Annotated in this window: 17 protein-coding genes; 10 read left to right on the top strand and 7 right to left on the bottom strand. The window is 68.8% G+C overall.

The window, feature by feature from the left end:
• The 5 genes from DDF67_RS03760 to cckA all read left to right on the top strand — a co-directional run.
• Nucleotides 1–220: transposase (locus tag DDF67_RS03760; RefSeq protein WP_199229145.1), on the top strand; the 220-nt coding region annotated here is incomplete at its 5' end.
• Nucleotides 221–376: 156 nt separating this feature from the next.
• Nucleotides 377–640: a flagellar biosynthesis protein FliQ gene (gene fliQ, locus DDF67_RS03755; protein ID WP_058349392.1), complete on the top strand. Its 264-nt coding sequence runs from the start codon at nucleotides 377–379 to the stop codon at nucleotides 638–640.
• A gap of 13 nt (nucleotides 641–653) precedes the next feature.
• A complete protein-coding gene (gene fliR / locus DDF67_RS03750; RefSeq protein ID WP_109099605.1) occupies nucleotides 654–1,409 on the top strand; it encodes a flagellar biosynthetic protein FliR in 756 nt (251 codons plus the stop codon).
• A gap of 9 nt (nucleotides 1,410–1,418) precedes the next feature.
• Nucleotides 1,419–2,501, top strand: a complete 1,083-nt coding sequence (flhB, locus tag DDF67_RS03745; RefSeq protein WP_109099604.1) for a flagellar biosynthesis protein FlhB — start codon at nucleotides 1,419–1,421, stop codon at nucleotides 2,499–2,501.
• A 151-nt stretch (nucleotides 2,502–2,652) separates the two neighbouring features.
• The gene (gene cckA / locus DDF67_RS03740) at nucleotides 2,653–4,716 is read left to right on the top strand and encodes a cell cycle histidine kinase CckA (protein ID WP_109099603.1); all 2,064 of its coding nucleotides are present in this window, start codon (nucleotides 2,653–2,655) and stop codon (nucleotides 4,714–4,716) included.
• 267 nt (nucleotides 4,717–4,983) lie between these two features.
• Here the strand turns inward: cckA and DDF67_RS03735 are convergent, their stop codons facing one another.
• Nucleotides 4,984–5,535, bottom strand: coding sequence for a GNAT family N-acetyltransferase (locus tag DDF67_RS03735; protein WP_109099602.1), 552 nt, complete (start codon nucleotides 5,533–5,535; stop codon nucleotides 4,984–4,986).
• A 72-nt stretch (nucleotides 5,536–5,607) separates the two neighbouring features.
• Here DDF67_RS03735 and DDF67_RS03730 point away from each other — a divergent pair, with 72 nt between their 5' ends.
• Nucleotides 5,608–5,988 (top strand): YybH family protein, encoded by a 381-nt coding sequence (locus DDF67_RS03730; protein ID WP_109099601.1) that lies wholly within the window; start codon nucleotides 5,608–5,610, stop codon nucleotides 5,986–5,988.
• Nucleotides 5,989–6,604: 616 nt separating this feature from the next.
• Here DDF67_RS03730 and DDF67_RS03725 read toward each other — a convergent pair.
• Nucleotides 6,605–7,234 carry a DUF998 domain-containing protein gene (locus DDF67_RS03725; RefSeq protein ID WP_408608565.1) on the bottom strand — a complete coding sequence of 210 codons (630 nt, stop codon included), beginning with the start codon at nucleotides 7,232–7,234 and terminating at the stop codon, nucleotides 6,605–6,607.
• Between the two features lie 67 nt (nucleotides 7,235–7,301).
• Nucleotides 7,302–8,960 (bottom strand): M28 family peptidase, encoded by a 1,659-nt coding sequence (locus tag DDF67_RS03720; RefSeq protein WP_109099600.1) that lies wholly within the window; start codon nucleotides 8,958–8,960, stop codon nucleotides 7,302–7,304.
• Nucleotides 8,961–9,202: 242 nt separating this feature from the next.
• Between DDF67_RS03720 and DDF67_RS03715 the strand changes: the two genes are divergently transcribed.
• Nucleotides 9,203–9,424 carry a hypothetical protein gene (locus DDF67_RS03715; protein WP_109099599.1) on the top strand — a complete coding sequence of 74 codons (222 nt, stop codon included), beginning with the start codon at nucleotides 9,203–9,205 and terminating at the stop codon, nucleotides 9,422–9,424.
• A 125-nt stretch (nucleotides 9,425–9,549) separates the two neighbouring features.
• Here the strand turns inward: DDF67_RS03715 and DDF67_RS03710 are convergent, their stop codons facing one another.
• Both DDF67_RS03710 and DDF67_RS03705 read right to left on the bottom strand, forming a co-directional pair.
• On the bottom strand, nucleotides 9,550–10,323 hold the full coding sequence (locus tag DDF67_RS03710; RefSeq protein WP_109099598.1) for an anti-sigma factor: 774 nt from the start codon (nucleotides 10,321–10,323) through the stop codon (nucleotides 9,550–9,552).
• Nucleotides 10,320–10,820: a sigma-70 family RNA polymerase sigma factor gene (locus DDF67_RS03705; RefSeq protein WP_199229144.1), complete on the bottom strand. Its 501-nt coding sequence runs from the start codon at nucleotides 10,818–10,820 to the stop codon at nucleotides 10,320–10,322. The genes DDF67_RS03710 and DDF67_RS03705 overlap by 4 nt, the downstream gene beginning before the upstream one ends.
• 126 nt (nucleotides 10,821–10,946) lie before the next feature.
• On the opposite strand from DDF67_RS03705, the gene DDF67_RS03700 reads away from it, so the two are divergent.
• The 3 genes from DDF67_RS03700 (at nucleotide 10,947) to DDF67_RS03685 (ending at nucleotide 13,496) form a co-directional block, all read left to right on the top strand.
• Nucleotides 10,947–12,215 carry a S8 family serine peptidase gene (locus DDF67_RS03700; protein WP_109099596.1) on the top strand — a complete coding sequence of 423 codons (1,269 nt, stop codon included), beginning with the start codon at nucleotides 10,947–10,949 and terminating at the stop codon, nucleotides 12,213–12,215.
• Between the two features lie 99 nt (nucleotides 12,216–12,314).
• Complete coding sequence (locus DDF67_RS03690; RefSeq protein WP_146197948.1) at nucleotides 12,315–13,166, top strand: hypothetical protein; 852 nt, start codon at nucleotides 12,315–12,317, stop codon at nucleotides 13,164–13,166.
• Nucleotides 13,167–13,307: 141 nt separating this feature from the next.
• Entirely contained in the window at nucleotides 13,308–13,496 is a 189-nt protein-coding gene (locus tag DDF67_RS03685) for a hypothetical protein (RefSeq protein WP_109099593.1), read from the top strand.
• 44 nt (nucleotides 13,497–13,540) lie between these two features.
• Here the strand turns inward: DDF67_RS03685 and rpoD are convergent, their stop codons facing one another.
• Together rpoD and carB are read right to left on the bottom strand one after the other, a co-directional pair.
• Nucleotides 13,541–15,496, bottom strand: a complete 1,956-nt coding sequence (gene rpoD / locus DDF67_RS03680; protein WP_109099592.1) for an RNA polymerase sigma factor RpoD — start codon at nucleotides 15,494–15,496, stop codon at nucleotides 13,541–13,543.
• A gap of 690 nt (nucleotides 15,497–16,186) precedes the next feature.
• Nucleotides 16,187–19,480 (bottom strand): carbamoyl-phosphate synthase large subunit, encoded by a 3,294-nt coding sequence (carB, locus tag DDF67_RS03675; RefSeq protein WP_109099591.1) that lies wholly within the window; start codon nucleotides 19,478–19,480, stop codon nucleotides 16,187–16,189.
• Between the last annotated feature and the right edge of the window lie 37 nt (nucleotides 19,481–19,517).

Genomic DNA, 19,517 nt, shown 5'->3' with positions numbered 1-19,517 from the left:
AGCCATCCGCCAGGCCCACGCCCACCTGCTGTTCCTGCCGCCCTACAGTCCCGACCTCAATCCGATCGAGCAGGTCTTCGCAAAGCTCAAGACCCAGCTGCGCAAGGCCGATGAGCGCTCTATCGAGACTGTCTGGCGCCGCATCGGCTCCCTTCTCGACCTCTTCACCGCAGCCGAATGTGCAAACTACATCCGCCATGCTGGGTATGCGTCAATTTAAACCAAGCAGGCTCTAATGCGAGGCGCCGTTACGTCACCTCTGCGGCGCGGTGACGCACCGGGGGCATGTTAACAGTCCCTAACTCCCTGTTAACCATGTCGGGCGCAGGGTGCGCCTCACACCAAACCGACCAGAGCGTACGCAGAAAGCCCGTTCATGACCGGAGCCGAAGTCCTCGACGTGGGTCGCGACGCGATCTGGCTGACCCTGCAGCTTTGCGCGCCCGTGCTGATCGTCGGCCTGGTGGTCGGCGTCGCCATCGGCCTGTTCCAGGCCCTGACCCAGATCCAGGAAGCCACCCTGGTCTATGCGCCCAAGATCGTGGCCATCTTCATCTCGCTGCTGCTGTTCCTGCCGCTGATGGGCGCGCTGATGTCTGGCTTCATGCGCCAGATCGCCGCCCGCATCGCGGCGATGTAGGGAAGGGCGGGGCGTGGACAGCTTCGCGACGACCGCTCAGGTCTACGTCGCCGGTCTGGTCTTCGCCCGGATCGGGGCCATGGTCATGCTGATGCCCGGCATCGGCGAGCAGGCCGTGCCGCCGCGCATCCGCCTGGCCTTCGCCCTGCTGATCGCCGTCGTCCTGACCCCCGTGGTCGCCAAGACCGTCGGCCCGCTGCCCACCACGCTCGGCGGCCTCGCCGGCCAGGTGATCCACGAGATCCTGATCGGCCTGATGATCGGCGCGGTGCTGAAGCTGTTCATGAGCGCCCTGACCACGGCCGGCGAGATCATCTCGCTGCAGACCACCCTGTCGTTCGCCCAGACCACCAACCCGGCCGGCGCGCCGTCCAGCACCGCCATCGCCACCTTCCTGTCGATGCTGGGCCTGACCCTGGTCATGGCCACCGACCTGCATCACCTGTTCATCGGCGCCATGGCCAGGTCCTACGAACTCTTCCCGTTCACCAAGACCGTGCCGGTCAACGACGCCGCCGCCCTGGCCGTGCGCACGGTGGCGCAGAGCTTCATGCTCGGCGTCCAGCTGGCCGCGCCGGTCATCGTGTTCTCGATCGTCTTCAACCTGGCGACCGGCCTGGTGGGCCGGGTCATGCCCTCGTTCCAGATCTTCTTCGTCACCTCGCCGCTCAGCGTGATCCTGGGCCTTTCGCTGCTGGCCCTGTCCCTGGGCGGCATCGCCATGGTGTGGAGCGATCGCTATCGCGATCTGCTCGGCGTCTTCAACTAGGAGCGCACCATGGCCGGCGAAAGCGACGACGACTCGAAGACAGAAGAACCAACAGCCAAGAAACTTTCGGACGCCCGGAAGAAAGGCGACGTTCCCAAAAGTCAGGACTTCTCGCAGCTGGCCTCGCTGGCCGGGGCGTTCGGCGTCATCGCCATCGCCGGCGGCTGGCTGGCCCGCGACATGGTCCAGGCCCTGGTGCCTTTCATCGCCCACGCCGGCCAGATGGACGTCGAGGGCGGCGCCAACATGATCGCCCGCAAGGTGCTGCTGGCCGCCCTGCCGCCGCTGGTGCTGGTGATGGTCGTCTCGGGCCTGATGGGCGCAGCCGCCAATGTCGCCCAGTCGGGCTTCCTGTTCTCGGCCGAGAAGATGAAGCCCGACTTCAAGAAGCTCGACCCGATCAAGGGCCTGGGCCGGATCTTCGGGCCGGACGGCATGATGCAGTTCGCCAAGTCGGCCCTGAAGTTCCTGGTCACCGGCGTCATCGCCTGGTTCTTGCTCAAGCCCGACGCCAACATGGTGATCGGCCTGGTCGGCATGGACCCGGCCGCCATGCTCCCGCTGGCCGTGGACCTCTGCAAGAAGCTGTTCTGGGCCGTGCTGATCTTCCTGGTCGTCACCGCCGGCTTCGACTGGTTCTGGCAGCGCCTGCGCTTCAACAAGCGCATGCGGATGAGCCTCAAGGAGATCAAGGACGAGCACAAGGACAGCGACGGCGACCCGCACATCAAGGCCAAGCGCCGCCAGATCCAGATGCAGCGCTCGCGCCAGCGGATGATGCAGGCCGTGCCCCAGGCGACCGTCGTCGTCATGAACCCGACCCACTACGCCGTGGCGCTGAAGTACGAGCAGGGCGAGACCCCGGCCCCGATCTGCGTGGCCAAGGGCCTCGACGACCTCGCCCTGAAGATCCGCGCCGTGGCCGAGGAGGCGGGCGTCCACGTGCTGGAGGATCCGCCGCTGGCCCGCGCCCTCTACGCCGCCGTCGAGATCGACCAGCAGATCCCCGCCGAACACTTCGAGGCCGTCGCCAAGGTCATCGGCTTCGTGCTCGGCAACAAGCAGTCCAAGCGCCGCGCGTGGGCCGATTGATCCTTGTAGGGATCAGCCGGGAAATCACATTTCCGCCGTAGAATCAGCGACCTGCTTGATAAACGCGCTCTAGCGCCGCGTAAGGAGTATCCTTACCGGACGAATCGTCGGGCCTCTCTCCCGACCAGGTTGTAGAAGGATTTCGGTCGGCATGGCCGAGACGCCCGCGAAAGACATGACGGCCACCCGCCGCCGCGCCGACCCCCTGATCTGGGGCGCGGCCATTTTCTTCGTTCTAGCCGCAGGCTTCGCCACGGCGCCGGCCTTGCGCGCCGGCCCCGCCACCCTGGCGGGCCTGCTGCTGCTGGCCGGTGTTGCGGGCGTAGCGATCCTGGGCCTGGTGGCCATCCGCGCCTCTGCCGCGCACGACAACGGCGTCGACGTGGTCGACAGCTTCATCGACGCCCTGGGCGAGCCTGCGGCCCTTACCGCCGCCGACGGCCGCATCCTGGTCTCCAACCAGGCCTGGCGCGACACCCTGGGCGAGGCCCGGCGCCTGCCCAAGGACGCCTCGCTGTTCTCGGCCCTGGTCCGCGCCCGCAAGGGCGAGGCCGCCGAGGGCGTGGTCGTGGTCGCCGGCCAGGATCGCGTCGCCCTGGCCGCCCGCGTGGCCGGCGGTCGCCTGTTGGTCCGCCTGCCGGCCGTGGTCGAGCCCGTCGCCGCGCCCCTGCCGCCGGTTGCTCCCGTCGTCGCCCAGGCCGCCCCGCCGCCGCGCGCGCTCGACGCCTTCTCCGGCGCCTCGCCGTTCGGCGCGGCCCTGCTGGAGGGGCTGGACCCCTTCAACTCGAAGGTGCTGGAAGCCAATCCGGCCCTGTCGGCCATGGCCGGCGCGGTGCGTCCCGGCATGGCCCTTGGCGAGCTGATCGACCCGCCCTCGCGCGCCGAGGCCGAGACCCGGCTGGCCGAAGGCAAGGCCGGGCCGTTCGAGGTGCGCCTGGCCCGCGATCCCTCGCGCATCGCCCATCTCTACCTCTATCGCGCCGACGGCCGCCTCGTGGCCTATCTGATCGACGTCTCCGAGCAGAAGCAGATCGAGCTGCAGCTGGCCCAGGCCCAGAAGATGCAGGCCATCGGCCAGCTTGCCGGCGGCGTCGCCCACGACTTCAACAACCTGCTGACCGCCATCCAGCTGCGCCTGGACGAACTGCTGCACCGCCACCCGGTCGGCGATCCTTCCTACGAAGGCCTCAACGAGATCCGCCAGACCGGCGTGCGCGCCGCCGACCTCGTCCGCAAGCTGCTGGCCTTCTCGCGCAAGCAGACCGTCCAGCGCGAGGTGCTGGAGCTGGGCGAGCTGATCTCCGAGTTCGAGGTCCTGCTGCGCCGCCTGCTGCGCGAAGACGTCAAGCTGATCACCGACTACGGCCGCGACCTGCCGCAGGTGCGCGCCGACAAGAGCCAGCTCGAGACGGCGGTCATGAACCTTGCCGTCAATGCCCGCGACGCCGTGCGTGCGGCCAAGGGGGGCGGCGTCGTGCGCATCCGCACCGCCCGTCTCAACGAGGACGAGGCGCGCAGCCTGGGCTTCCCCGGCGCCGAGGGCGACCAGGCGTTCATCGAGGTCAGCGACGACGGCCCCGGCATCCCGCCCGAGGTCATGGGCAAGATCTTCGACCCGTTCTTCACCACCAAGCCGGTGGGCGAGGGCACGGGCCTGGGCCTGGCCACCGTCTACGGCATCGTCAAGCAGAGCGACGGCTGGATCCACGTCCATAGCCGTCCGGGCGAGGGCGCGGCCTTCCGCATCTTCCTGCCCGTCCACGAGCCGACCCCGGCCCAGGCCGCCGCCGCGGCCGTCGCGGTCGCCGAACCGCCCAAGCCCCGCGCCGCCCGCGACCTGTCGGGCGCCGGCCGCATCCTGTTCGTCGAGGACGAGGACGCCGTGCGCGGCGTCGCCGCCCGCCTGCTGCGCGCCCGCGGCTACGAGGTGCTCGAGGCCAGCGACGGCGAGGAGGCGCTGATCATCGCCGAGGAGAACGCCGGCCAGATCGACCTCTTGATCAGTGACGTCATCATGCCCGGCATCGACGGCCCGACCCTGCTGAAGAAGGCTCGCGGCTATCTGGGCAACGCCCCGGTGATGTTCATTTCCGGCTATGCCGAGGCCGAGTTCAGCGACCTGCTGGAAGGCGAGACGGGCGTGACCTTCCTGCCCAAGCCGATCGACATCAAGACCCTGGCCGAACGCGTCAAGCAGCAGTTGCAGGCGGCTTAAGAGGGCGGGGGAGCGAATGCTGCCCGCCTCGCCCTCTCTTCCGTAAAATCCCCGCGAAAGCGGGGACCCAGGCTTTTCGGAGTCCTCCAGGCTCGTCATCCCGGAAAGCGCGAAGCGCTTATCCGGGACCCAGGGGACTGGGCTCGGCGGATTGATTGAGCACCCGGGCGGTAGCCAATGCATTGCGGCGACCCCTGGGTCCCGGCTCTTCGCTGCGCTTCGGCCGGGATGACGACGGTTGACGGCGCTGAGAACCGCTAACCCCGCTCACCCCCGCCGCAGCAGCACCGTCGGGCTTTCCTTGTAGGTCGTCCGGGTTTCCTCGACGAAGCCGGTCCTGGCCGCCAGGGCCAGGGAGGGGGCGTTGTCGGGGTGGATGATGCAGACTACCGGGTCCTTACCCCACTGGCGCTCGCCCCAGGCCAGACCCGCGCTGACCGCCTCGGTTCCGAAGCCCTGGCCGTGCGACCAGCTAGCCAGCACCCAGCCCATCTCTGGCACGCCTTCGAACGAGGGCGCGATGTCGCGGTGGAAATCGGCGAAGCCGACCTCGCCCACATATCGCCCCGTCGCGGTCTCCCGCACCGCCCAATAGCCGTAGCCGAGCAGGGCCCACAGGCCCCGCGCCCGCAGCAGCCGCGCCCAGCTTTCCTCGCGAGTCGAGGCGCGGCCGCCGACATAGCGATAGACCTCCGGCTCGCACCACATGGCCACGCTGTCCTCGAAGTCCGAGGCTTGCGGCGGGCGCAGGGTCAGGCGAGGCGTCGCCAGGACGGGCAGGGAAGAGGCGCGGGCGGCGAGGTCGTCGAGCGGCGGCATCGGAGTCCGGGTTTGCTGAGGCGGGTCTGGCCAGCCTATATCCACCTTTGCAAAGAAGGGACCCGCCAGTTCATGATCGCGCCGCAGGACGCCGTCGCCGCCCGTCGCAAGCTCACCAACCGGCTGATCGCCGGCAAGGACGCTGGCCGCCTCGTCCCGTTCTTTAGCGCCGACGCCAAGGTGATCGCCGGCGACGGCTCGCTGCTGCTGGGCCGCGACCAGATTATCGAGGCCTTCGCCGCCCAGTTCGCCGACCGCGACTTCGTCTCCTACGCCCGCACCAGCGACCTGATCGAACTCGACGCCGACGGCGTCCGCGCCGCGGAACGCGGCCGCTGGATCGGAACCTGGAAAGGCGAGGGGGCGACCCAGAGCGGCGCCTACCTGGCCACCTGGCGCAAGGTCGCCGGCCAGTGGGTGATCGAGAACGAGCTGTTCGTGACCCTGGCCTAAGGGGGAAGGTTCCCTGGTTATGGGGATAGAGCAGCGTGGATCCCCGGCGTTCGGCGAAAAGTCCTGAACGTGATCAACACCTTGCAACTTTCTCATGCGCCTGGATCAGACGCGCTCAAACCCGCCGCATAATCATTGGGTCCCGTCGCAGGGAGAGGGCGCAAGGATCCGGCCCGACGCGGCGACGTGGATGCGATCGAGCGGGGCTGAAGGAGCGGCGTGAGCCGGGCCTGAAGGCTTAAATGAGGATGGGGGACGTAAACCCGTCCATCGGGAGCTTGCCTGACTAGGCTCCCGCCCGTCCAAGGGTTCGCGCCGCCATGCACGCCTGGCTGTCAAGAAACGGGGCGCATTGCATGGGGAAGGGGCACAGGGCGGAAGAGGCCCGCGCGCCCCGGCCTGAGGACAAACGATCGCGCGGGGCGTTCTGCTTCGTCGAAACGGTACTTAGAACAAACACATCCGGGCGAGGCCCGGACGCCCCGCGCCCTCTCCGATCACCATCGCAGCGAAAGCGCGAGGCTGCGAAGCCGTGCGTCCTTCGAGGCTCGCCTTCTGGGGGAGGTTCGTAGCGCCAGATCCTCCTTGAAGGGGAGGGAAGTTGGCCGCAAGCCGCCTAAGCCGTCGCCGGCTCCAGTTCCGCCGGCTTGGCCCGCCAGCCGCGTTCCAGGCTCCAGGCGGCGATGCCCAGCCACAGGAGGCCCAGGAACGCGTGCCCTCGCTGCCAGAAGCCGACGTCATTGCCCGTGCGCACGTTCCACACGCCCGTCAGCAGGGCCAGCACCAGCAGCAGGCCGAAGAACCAGCCCAGCGAAAAGTGCGCCAGCCGCCGGTAGCCAGGCTTGCCCCACAGGGCCCAGGCGGTGAACAGGGGAGCGAACTGGATGGCCAGGCCGACGCCGCAGGCCCTGTGCATCGGGTCGGGCCAGTGGAAGACGCCGGCGAACAAGGCCCCCAGGCCCGTCATGGCCACCCACAGCCCCGCGAAAGCCGAGACCTGCCGGCGGCCGCCCGCCTTCTCCAGCGCATGGGCGAAGCCGGCCCCGGCGAACAGGCCCGCCGCGCCGGCCAGCATCATGCCGAGGTTGAAGATTTCGGGGGTGGGGGCCGCCGGTCCGCCCAGCTCGCTGATGAACTGGGCGCCGGGGTCGAAGCCGGGGAACAGCTTCTGGGCCAGCCACACGTCGGCGACCATCGCCACAGGCGTGATCACGCCGAGCTTCAGGAGCGCGCCCACGCTGGCCACCAGATTCCCTCTCGATAAGGACGAAGGGGTAAAATCGGCTCCTCCGTCCCTTCGGTCAATGGGTCGCTCAGCGCGCGGCCGAGGACGGATGCCCCTTGGGCGCGAAGGTCGAGCCGAAGAAGTCGCCCGCGTTCCAGGTCGGGCGCTCGGCGGCGTCGGCCAGGTCGTGGGCGATCTCGTAGTTGACCCGGGCGAACCTGGCGGCGGCCTGGTAGTCGATCGGCTGCTTCAGGTCGTCATTGGGCTTGTGGTAATGCGTGGTCAGGAAGTCCTTGAAGGCCTTCTCGCCGCCGTTCTTGAAACCGGTCATCAGGAACACCGAGGGCACGCCTTGCTCGACGAAGCGATAGTGGTCGCTGCGGGTGAAGAGGCCTTCTTCCGGCATCGGATCGGGCGACAGGGCGATGTCGACGCGACCCGCGGCCCTGGCCACGATCGGACCGATGGACGAACGGTCGGCCCCGAACGCCACCACGTCGGTGAACGGATACAGCAGCACCGGCATGTCCAGATTGACGTCGGCGGCCAGGTCCGCCCTGGGGACGGTCGGATTGTGCGCGAAATATTCCGAGCCGATCAGGCCTTTTTCCTCGGCGGTGACGGCCAGCAGCAGGATAGAGCGCTTGGGCCGGTCCTTGGCCTGGATGAAGCCGCGGCCGACCTCCAGCAGGGTGGCGACGCCGCTCGCATTGTCCAGGGCGCCGTTATAGACCGCGTCCTCGCCGGGCTTGGGGTTCTCCCTGATCCCTTCGTGGTCGAGGTGGGCGCTGAGAACGATGGTCTGCGCCTTCAGCGTCGGATCCGAGCCCTCGATCAGGCCGGCGACGTTGCTGCTGCGACGCTGCTCGATCTGGCTCTTCAGGGCCAGGCTGGCGGACGTCGGCAGGGCGAAGCCCACGACCTTGCCGTCCGGAGTTTCGGCGGCCTCATAGGCGGCCTCCAGCCGCGTAGCGGCCGAGCCGAACAACTTCTGGCCGCCCTTGACGCTGATCGAGGCCAGGCCCGGGGCTGCGCCGCCGCGCACGAACGGCGCGCCCTCCGGGGTGCTCCAGGTCATGCGCCATTCACGGTTGCTGGCGACGCCACGCGCGAAGGGACGGCGCTTTTCGCTGGCGGGCGTGCCCAGGGTCAGCACGCCGATCGCGCCGCGCCGGGCCGCCTCGGCGCGCTTGACGCCGGCCGATCCGTAGTGGGCGCGTTCCTCGGTCTGGAAGCCCTTTGGCGCGCCCGACAGCACCACGACGATCTTGCCGGCCACGTCCAGGCCCGCGAAGTCGTCTCGGCCGCGCTCGGGGGCGCTGATCCCGTAGCCGACGAACACCAGCGGCGCGTTCAGGGCCAGTTCGGCCTTGTCGGCCTGAGGGCTGGGCAGGAAGTCCTCGCCATAGACCAGCCGGACCGTCCTGCCACGGCCCTCGACAACCTTGATCACGCCGTCGCTCGCCGGGCGGTACGCCACCAGCGGCACGGTCTGCAGATAGGATCCAGCGTCGCCGGCGGGCTTCAGGCCCAGCAGGGCGAACTGCGCGGCGACATAGTTGGCGGCCAGGTCGTAGCCGCGCGTGCCGGCCTCGCGGCCCTCCATCAGGTCGTCGGCCAGGAAGGCCATGTGCGCGCGGATCGCTTCGGGCGAGGGGACGAAGGCGTCCTTCGGAGCGGCGAGGGCGGGCTGGGCGACCAGCAGAAGGGCGGCGCTGAGGCAGGCGGCGCGACGCGACAGGGGCATTCTTACAGATTCCAGGCGCGGCGGATCCGCGGAGCCGGCGACCTTGCAGAGGGCTGGAGGGCTTGTCGAGCAAGCTCTGCTGGGGGGTGACGTTTTGTCCGCGATCAGAGTGGTCGCGCTGGTAACCTTAACGAGAAAAATTCTCTACATAATTGGGTAAGGTCGATGGAAATTCACCCTATTTATGAATATCCGCTTAACCGAACCCCGTCAGCTTCGCGATACGACAGGGGAAACGGTTCATGCAGGCCTTCTCGATCTCCGCCGCGGGCATGGGCGCCGCCGCCGGCCGCTTGGCCGCCAGCGCCCTGCGCGTGGGGAGCGATGCAGGCCTCAAGGCCAAGACGGATCTCGCCGCCGAGCGCGTCGAGCAGATCTCGGCGAAAACCGACTTCTCCGCCAACGCCGCGGTGCTTCGCACCGCCGACGCCATGACCGGCGTCCTGCTGGACCTTCTGGCCTAGCAGTCCTCCGGTCATTGTCCGCGCCCGCCTCGCGTCCCCCCCTGCGAAGGGCGCGGATACGCCGCCTCCTGGATTTTCCCCTAGTCTTTCCAGGAGGCGGCGACCCTATCCGCCTCCCGATCCACTCAGCGCCAGTTGCTCTTCAGGGCCTGGGCCTCGCCTGCGGCGTCCAGCGGGACGCCGGCGATCATGCCGTCGACCACGCTCATCACCGCGGCCGGCGTCTCCGAGGCGGCCTGGCGATACTCGCCGCCGGCGGGGGGCGTCGTCGCGGGCGAGGAGGCCAGCACCCGCCAGGCGCCGTCGGCTCGGCAGGCGACGCCCGCCTGGTCCTGGCCCTGAAAGGTGCGGCACCAGCGGCCGGCCTGGCTCTTGAAGGTCAAGCCGATCCGCACCGGGCCCTGGGCCTGCTGCGCGGACGCGCCGTCCTCCAGCGCCCGGGCCAGCGGGCCGACGGCCATGGGCGGCTCGGCGGCGCGGCCATCGGCGGTCGGCGGCGAGGGCAGGGCCAGGCGGCCGATCGCCAGGCCCGCCACCAGGCACGCGGCCATGGCCGCCCAGGCCGGCGGCTTGCGGAAGGCCGGCCGCCCCGCGATCGGCGTTGCGGGCCTGTGGACCTTGGCCTTGTCCTTCAACTTTTCCTTCGGCTTGGGCTGGGGGAAGGCGATCACCTCGGCCGGCTTGCTTCCGGCGCTGACCGAGGCTTTCAGGCCGGGTGGAACCGGCTCGCGCAGCACGCCCGCGTGGGCGCCCGACAGAAGTCGGCGCAGGTCGCGCTGGGCCTGGATCCTGGCGGCCAGGGCCGGGTCCTTGGTCATCGCCGCGGTGATCCTGGCCATGGCCTCGGGCGGCAGTTCGCCGTCCACATAGGCGAAGACCTCTTCGTCGCTCACGGTCATGGCCTGGCTCCTTGGTCGATCAGCGCGGCCTGGAGGGCCGTGCGGCCGCGTGCGAGGCGGCTGGTGAGAGTTCCCATCGGAATGTCGAGACTGTCGGCGGCTTCCTGGTAGGACAGGCCCTCGATCAGCACCAGGGCCACGGCGATCCGCTGGTCCTCGGGCAGGGCCTCCAGCGCCGCCTCGACGGCGGTCAGGGCCAGGCGACCGTCCAGAGACGGCGCGGCCGGGTCGGCGGCGTGCGCGCCGGCCTCGGGCGGCGCCAGGACGCGGCCATGCCGGGCGCGGCTTCTGCTTTCATCGATCCAGGCGTTACGCATGATCCGAAACATCCAGCTGTCTTGTCGCGTGCCCTCCCGCCACTGGTCGCGGCGCGCCAGGGCGCGTTCCACGGTCAGCTGCGTCAGGTCGTCGGCGTCGGCGGGATCCCGGGTCAGCACCCGCGCCATGCGGCGAAGCCGCGGCAGCAGGTCCAGCATGTCCTTCTGAAACGAATCCAAGGTCCGCCTACGTCGCCTAAGGGAAGAAACGCGCCGCTTCCGGCGTTTAATCCATGAACCGGATAATTATTCCACTCTGCGCGGGTTCCGGCCATCGTTCTCGCGCGGCAAGTTTCGGAGATCGCATTGCGGAAGAAAGTCCCCGCCCTGGTCGTCGCGGCCTGCGTCCTGGCTCTCGCGCCGGCGGCGGACGCCCAGTTGCTGCCAGGCGGCCTGCCGTCGCTGCCCAGCCGGCTGCCGGTGGTCTCCGACGTGGTCGACGGGGCCGAGGACCTGACGGCGCGGGCGACGCAGGGCGTGCGCGACCTGGCGAGGCTCGACCGGCTCGCGGCGCTTCTGCGCGCCAATCCGCGCGTGCTCGAGCCCGACGACCAGGGACGGCCGGTCGTGCGCGGCGAGGTGCTGGCCGTGTCGCCCAGCGCCGAGTCCTTGCAGCGCGTTCTTGCCGCCGGCTTCGTCGAGGCGCGACGCGAACGGGCCGGCGACCTGGGGATCGAGCTCGTGACCCTGACGCCGCCGCGCGGCATGGACGCTCGCGAGGCGGTGCGCCGGCTGCGGGCGCTGGATCCGTCCGGCGACTACGATTTCAATCACATCTACGCCGGCGCCGGCGTGGTGGAGATGGCGGGACAGGTCGCGACGGCTCCAGCCGTGGGCGCCGCAGAAGGCGCGCGGGTTGGGCTGGTCGATGGCGGCGTCGATACGGGGCATCCGGACCTTCGCGGCGTTTCCATCGACCAGCGCGGCTTCGCCAGGGGCGCGCCCAGGGCCGGGGCGCACGGCACGGCGGCGGCCTCGCTGATCACGGCTAGGGACTACGGCGCGGCCGGACCCGGCGCGCGGCTGTTGGCGGCCGACGTCTATGGCACGGGACCGACCGGGGGCTCGGCCTCGGCGATCGTCGGGGCCCTGGGCTGGATGAGCGCGGCCAAGGTCCCGGTGGTCAATGTCAGCCTGGTGGGACCCGACAACGCCGCGCTGCGGGCGGCGGTGAAGGCGCTGGTCGGCCAGGGCGTGCTGGTGGTGGCGGCGGTGGGCAACGACGGACCGGCTGCGCCGCCGCTCTATCCGGCCTCCTATCCGGGCGTGGTGGCGGTGACTGGGATCGACGGCAAGGGCAGGGCGCTGCCCGAGGCCAGCGCCAACGGCCAGGTGGCGTTCGCGGCCCTGGCCGCCGGCGTGCGGGCCGCCGCCCCAGGCGGACGCAAGGCCAGCCTGCGCGGCACCTCGTTCGCCGCGCCCGTGGTGGCCGGACGGCTGGCGCGGCTGACCACGACGCCGGATCCGGCCAAGGCCCGGGCGGCGGTGGCGGCTCTGGGACGTCAGGCCAGGGATCTGGGCGCGCCGGGGCCGGACAGGACGTTCGGCGCGGGGGAGGTCGACGCGGGTCGCTGAAAAAATTCGGCGGCGATGGAAGAAAGCCGGAGGCGGCGTCGTTGGACGGGTCAGGAGGCGAAAAAGACGCCCCGCGAAATGACCTCCAGGAGACGTCCCATGCGTAAGATCTCGTTTCTCGTCACCGCCGCTTCGGCCGCTGTCCTGCTGACCGCGCCGCTGGCCCAGGCCCAGATCCTGGGCGGCTCGGGCGGCGGCGGACTGACCGGCGGCCTCACGGGCGGCATGGGTGGGCTGGGTGGGCAGCTGGGCGGCGCCGGCGGCCTGGGCGGCGGCCTGACCGCACCCGACACCAGCGGCCTGGGCTCGAGCGTCCGCGGCGGCGCCAGCCGGATCCGCGACCGGGCCGGCGAGACGACCTCGACCGTGCGCGGCAAGGCCCGCGACGCCGCCGGCCGCATCCGCGGCGCCGCCGAAGGCGCGGCCTCGACGGCTCGTAACACCGCTTCGAGCACCAAGGCTGACGGCTCGGCCGAAGGTTCCGGCTCGGCTTCGGCGACAGCCGGCCAGCTGACCGGCGCACTGGCCGGTTCGGGCTCCGGCGCGGGTTCGGTCGGCATGCCCGATGCGAGCGGCCTGACCTCGACGGCCTCGGGTGCCGCCTCGAACGCTGCCACCCGCGCCCAGGGCGCCGCCGGTTCGGCGCGTGACCGGGCTGCGGGCGCGGCTGGCCGAGCGACCAGCATCGCCCGCAACGCCGCAGGTTCCGCCCGCGATGCGGCCGCCTCGACAGACGCGACCGGCGACGGCGCCCTGACCGGAGCCGGCTCGATCAGCCGCGACGGCACCTCGGGCTCGGCCAACGGTTCGGGCTCGTCCAGCGCCTCGACCAGCAAGGGCGGGGCCGGCCAATCCGGCTCGCTGGGCCTGTCGGGCTCGGCCTCGCGCAGCGGCGTCTCGGGTTCGGCGAACGGCGCCGGCTCGGCCGACGTCAAGACCGGCAACAACTAGGCCGGCTCGCTCCGTCGAACTGGGAGGGGCGGCTTCGGTCGCCCCTTTTTCCTCGCTCAAGAACAGCCGCCGAGCGAGGCCCTTGACGAACCTGCGATTCTTCGAGAATGTTGCCAATATGTTCCTGCATTGGAGGGGCCCATGGCCACGAATTCGGGTAACGGATTTCGGCGGGGCGCGGTGACGGCTCGCACCCAGTTTCAACATTCGAACGGCGACTGGCAGAAGCGCGACGAGCGCTCCGGCCGGTTCATGGAGCGAAAGTCCAGCGAGGGGGCGTTCAAGGGCGTGGCCAGAGAGCCGGACGGCCGCGACACGAAGAACAGCTGACAAGAAAAACGCCCCGATCCTGGATCGGGGCGTTTGTCGTTGGATCAGCTGTCGAGGAAGCTGCGGAGCTTGCGCGAGCGGCTCGGGTGCTTGAGCTTGCGCAGCGCCTTGGCCTCGATCTGACGGATGCGTTCGCGGGTCACCGAGAACTGCTGGCCGACTTCTTCCAGCGTGTGGTCGGTGTTCATGCCGATGCCGAAGCGCATGCGCAGCACGCGCTCTTCACGCGGGGTCAGGGAAGCGAGCACGCGGGTGGTGGTTTCCCGCAGGTTCGACTGGATGGCCGCGTCGATCGGCAGGACCGCGTTCTTGTCCTCGATGAAGTCGCCCAGGTGGCTGTCTTCCTCGTCGCCGATCGGCGTTTCGAGCGAGATCGGCTCCTTGGCGATCTTCAGGACCTTGCGCACCTTTTCCAGCGGCATGGCCAGCTTTTCGGCCAGCTCTTCCGGGGTCGGCTCGCGGCCGATCTCGTGCAGCATCTGGCGGCTGGTGCGGACGATCTTGTTGATCGTCTCGATCATGTGGACCGGGATGCGGATGGTCCGCGCCTGGTCGGCGATCGAGCGGGTGATGGCCTGACGGATCCACCAGGTGGCGTAGGTCGAGAACTTGTAGCCGCGGCGGTACTCGAACTTGTCGACGGCCTTCATCAGGCCGATGTTGCCTTCCTGGATCAGGTCCAGGAACTGCAGGCCGCGGTTGGTGTACTTCTTGGCGATCGAGATCACGAGGCGAAGGTTGGCCTCGACCATTTCCTTCTTGGCCTGACGGGCTTCGCGCTCGCCCTTCTGCACGGTCTGGACGATGCGGCGATAGTCGTCGATCGGCACGCCGGTCTCGGTGGCCAGGGCCGCGATCTCCTGACGGATATCGGAAACCGAGCTGGTGTCGTTCTCGACGAACTTGGTCCAGCGTACGCCCATGCCCTTCACCTGGTCGACCCAGGTGGGGTTCAGTTCGGAGCCGAAATAGGCCTTCAAGAACTCGGCGCGGCTGATGCCGTAGCTGTCGGCCAGGCGCAGCAGGCGGCCTTCCAGGCCGATCAGGCGCTTGTTGATCGCATAGAGCTGCTCGACCAGAGCCTCGATGCGGTTGTTGTTCAGCTTCAGCGTCTTGAGGTGCTGGATGATCGTCGCCGACAGGCCCTCATAAGCCTTGCGATCGGCGTCGCTCAGGTCCTCGCCCTTCAGGCGGCTGCCGACCAGCTTGTCCTGCAGCTTGCGGAAGGTCTCGAACTCGCTGGCGATGGCGTCGAGGATGGCCATGACGCCTTCGCGCAGTTCGCCTTCCATGGCGCTGACGGTCGGGCCGGCGCCGTCGTCGAAGTCGTCGTCATCCTCGCCTTCGCCCTCGGGCTTGGCTTCGCCGGCTTCGTCGTCGACGGGCTCGGCCGGACCTTCGTCGTCGTCGGCCGCGGGCTGGGCCGCGCCGCCGTTGATGGCGGCGTAGGTGCCTTCCAGGTCGATGACCTCACGCAGCAGGATGCGGCCGGTGGAGAGTTCCTCGCGCCACACCATGATGGCTTCGAAGGTCAGGGCGCTTTCGCACAGGCCGCGGATCATCGTGTCGCGGCCGGCCTCGATGCGCTTGGCGATGGCGATTTCGCCTTCGCGCGACAGCAGCTCGACCGAGCCCATCTCGCGCAGGTACATGCGCACGGGGTCATCGGTGCGGTCGTAGGCGGCCGGCTTGTCGCTGGTGATGACCGTGGTGTTCTCGTCGCGGGTGGCGACTTCGCCGCCCTCGGCGTTCTCGGCGTCTTCCTCGGCCTCGACGACGTTGACGCCCATCTCGCTGAGCATGGCCAGCGTGTCTTCGATGGCGTCGGGGCTGACTTCTTCCGAGGGCAGCACCTTATTCAGCTCGTCCATCGTGACGTAGCCGCGGGCTTTCGCCTGCTTGATGAACTTCTTGACGCCGGCATCGGTCAGGTCGAGCAGCGGGCCATCACCACCGGTGGCTTCGGGCGCTTCGGTCTCGGCCGTGGAATTGTTGCTCATCAAGCTCTCCGAAATCGGCGCCGGCCCCTTTGCGGCGGGGGACGGGCCGAGAATGCCTCAACATGTCTTGGCCTTCCGCGATCCTCGCGAGTTCGGGCCTTCGACTGCTTCCTCAAGGGTTAGGACCCCGCTGCGCAGGTGTTCCAGGTTACCAGCAGGATCGGCGAAAAAATTTTCGACGTTCTGTGAACTAACGCACGAAAAGCCACGGGGTAACGCTCCGCGCAAAGAGGAGCGGAGGGCGGCGGCTTCGAGCGCGGCGTTCATGAACGTCGATCTTTCGGACCGACGACCGCTGGGACCTGTCGCTGCGAGGATGACATCCTGTTTCAAGCAGGGCGCGCGCTGTGCGTTGGCGGCCCGATCGATGTCAAATCAGCTGCGTGGCAAATCCTTGAGTCGGCAAATGGCCGTGGGTGACGCCTGTGTCAAGATGGAGAGGGCGAGAAGGGGCGTTTCTTTGGGTTTGGGGGCTCTCAAGATGCTCCCCCTGAAGGGGGAGCTGTCGCGGAGCGACTGAGGGGGAAGTGCTTGCTGCCTTTGGGGAGGAACTGACCTCATCAGGAACTTCCCCCTCCGGCCCTCCGGGCTGCCTCTCCCTTCAGGGGGAGGATTTTCAAGGGCGGCCAACGAAAAAGCCGCCCGGATCGCTCCGGGCGGCTTTGACTGTCTCGAAAGGCGAGCCAGGACTTACGCGTAGCTTTGCAGCGGGCGCACTTCCAGGGCTTCGGCCGGGGCCGAGGAGATGGCCTGGGCGGCGGCGAGGGCGCCGGCGCTGGTGGTGTAGTAGGGCACCTTCATCATCAGCGCCGTGCGGCGGATATCGAAGCTGTCTTCCAGGGCCTGCTTGCCTTCGGTGGTGTTGAACACCAGCTGCACGCCGCCGTTCTTCATCACGTCGACGATGTTGGGGCGGCCTTCCAGCACCTTCTTGACCAGCTCGACCTCGACGCCTTGCTCGGCGAGGTAGGCGCGGGTGCCGACGGTGGAGATCACCTTGAAGCCGGCCTGCTGAAGCAAGCGAACCGGCTCGACGATCCACGGACGGTCGCTTTCCTTGACCGACACGAACGCCGTGCCGGCGGTCGGCAGCTTCACGCCGCCGCCCAGCTGGCTCTTGGCGAAGGCGCGGGCGAAGGCCGGGCCGAGGCCCGTTTCGCCCTCACGGATCCAGTCCAGGCCCATGACCTCGCCGGTCGAACGCATTTCCGGGCCGAGCACCGTGTCGACGCCAGCGAAGCGGGCGAACGGGAAGACGGCTTCCTTGACCGCGATGTGGTCGTAGGGCTCGTCCTTCAGGCCGAATTCGGAAAGCTTGGCGCCGGCCATCAGCTTGGCGGCGATGGCGGCCACCGGCTGCCCGATGGTCTTGGCCACGAACGGCACGGTGCGCGAGGCGCGCGGATTGACTTCCAGCACGTAGATGCGTGGGGCGTCGCTGTGCGGCTCCTCGATGGCGAACTGCACGTTCATCAGGCCGCGCACGTTGAGGGCCAGCGCCATCTGCACGGTCTGGCGCTTCAGTTCCTCGATGGTCTCGGCCTTCAGCGAGAAGGGCGGCATCGAGCACGCCGAGTCGCCCGAGTGGACGCCGGCTTCCTCGATGTGCTCCAGCACGCCGGCCACGAACACGCTTTCGCCGTCGCACAGGGCGTCGACGTCGACCTCGGTGGCGCGGCTCAGATAGTGATCGAGCAGGATCGGGTGCTCGAGCGAGATCTCGCCGGCGCCGGCGATGTAGCGCTCCATGGCCTCGTGATCGCGGATGATCTCCATCCCCCGCCCGCCCAGAACGTAGGACGGACGCATCACGAACGGGAAGCCGATCTTGTCGCCTTCGGCGCGGGCCTCGTCCCAGCTGCGGGCGATGGCGTTTTCCGGCTGGGCGATATCGAGTCCGTTCAGCAGTTGCTGGAAGCGCTCGCGGTCCTCGGCCAGGTCGATAGCGTCGGGGCTGGTGCCCAGGATCGGCACGCCGGCCTCTTCCAGGGCGTGGGCAAGCTTCAGCGGGGTCTGGCCGCCGAACTGGACGATGACGCCGGCCAGCTCGCCGTTGCTCATCTCGACATGCAGCAGCTCCAGCACGTCCTCAGCCGTCAGCGGCTCGAAATACAGGCGGTCGGAGGTGTCGTAGTCGGTCGAGACGGTCTCGGGATTGCAGTTGACCATGATCGACTCCACGCCGATCTGGTCGAGCGCGAAGGCGGCGTGGCAGCAGCAGTAGTCGAACTCGATGCCCTGGCCGATGCGGTTGGGACCCCCGCCCAGGATGACGGCCTTCCTGGCGCCCGACGGCTCGCTTTCGCACTCGGGGATCTGGCCCAGGGCGCCGAACTCGTAGGTCGAGTACATGTAGGGCGTCGAGGCCAGGAACTCGCCGGCGCAGCTGTCGATGCGCTTGAACACCGGGCGCACGTTCAGGGCCTGGCGAGCGGCGCGGACGGCCTTCTCGGTCGAGGCGGTCAGCTTGGCGAGACGCGCATCGGAGAAGCCCTGGGCCTTCAGTTCGCGGAAGCCTTGGGCGGTCTTGGGCAGGCCGCCTGCGCGCACCAGGCCCTCCTGGCGGACGATCTCGGCGATCTGGCGCAGGAACCACGGCTCGTACGAGCACGCGGCGTTGACCTCTTCCACGGTCAGGCCGTGGCGGAAGGCCTGGGCGATGACGCGCAGGCGGTCGGGGGTCGGCACGCCCAGGGCGCGGACGACGGCGGCCTTGCCGGTGTCGGGGTCGTCGGCGCCGTGGATCTCGACTTCATCGAAGCCGGCCAGGCCGGTTTCCAGGCCGCGCAGGGCCTTCTGGACGCTTTCCTTGAAGGTGCGGCCGATGGCCATCACCTCGCCGACCGACTTCATGGCCGTGGTCAGCAGGGGCTCGCTGCCCGGGTACTTCTCGAAGGCGAAGCGCGGGATCTTGGTGACGACGTAGTCGATCGACGGCTCGAACGAGGCCGGGGTCGCGCCGCCGGTGATGTCGTTCTGCAGTTCGTCGAGCGTGTAGCCGACGGCCAGGCGCGCGGCGACCTTGGCGATCGGGAAGCCGGTGGCCTTCGACGCCAGGGCCGAAGAGCGCGACACGCGCGGGTTCATCTCGATGACGACCATGCGGCCGTCGGCCGGGTTCAGGGCGAACTGGACGTTCGAACCGCCGGTCTCGACGCCGATCTCGCGCAGCACGGCGATCGAGGCCGCGCGCATCCACTGGTATTCCTTGTCCGTCAGGGTCAGGGCCGGGGCGACGGTGATCGAGTCGCCGGTGTGGACGCCCATCGGGTCGATGTTCTCGATCGAGCAGACGATGATGCAGTTGTCCGCGGTGTCGCGGACCACTTCCATCTCGTATTCCTTCCAGCCCAGCACGCTCTCTTCGATGAGCACCTCGGTGGTCGGCGACAGGTCCAGGCCGCGCTCGACGATCTCCTTGAACTCTTCGAGGTTGTAGGCGATGCCGCCGCCGGTGCCGGCCAGGGTGAAGGACGGACGGATGATCGCCGGCAGGCCGACGAAGTCGAGGCCTTCCATGGCCTCGTCCATGGTGTGGGCGGCCTTGGAGCGAGGGCTTTCGAGGCCCAGCTTGTCCATGGCGTCGCGGAACTTCTGGCGGTCCTCGGCCTTGTCGATGACCTCGGCCTTGGCGCCGATCATCTCGACGCCGAACTTCTTGAGGACGCCGGCTTCCTCGAGGGCGAGGGCGGTGTTCAGCGCGGTCTGGCCGCCCATGGTCGGGAGGAGGGCGTCGGGACGCTCCTTCTCGATGATCTTGGCGACCATGTCGGGAGTGATCGGCTCGATGTAGGTCGCGTCGGCCACGTCCGGATCGGTCATGATCGTGGCCGGGTTCGAGTTGACCAGGATGATCCGGTAGCCTTCGGCGCGCAGCGCCTTGCAGGCCTGGACGCCCGAATAGTCGAACTCGCAGGCTTGACCGATGACGATCGGGCCAGCGCCGATGATCAGGATCGAGGAGAGGTCGGTACGTTTGGGCATGGCTAACTCGCGCAAAGACACGGTCGCGCACATCCGC

The organism is Caulobacter endophyticus (assembly GCF_003116815.1).
GTDB lineage: Bacteria > Pseudomonadota > Alphaproteobacteria > Caulobacterales > Caulobacteraceae > Caulobacter > Caulobacter endophyticus.
Note: the sequence above shows the minus strand (reverse complement) of the source record. Positions and strands in the feature narration are given on the sequence as shown.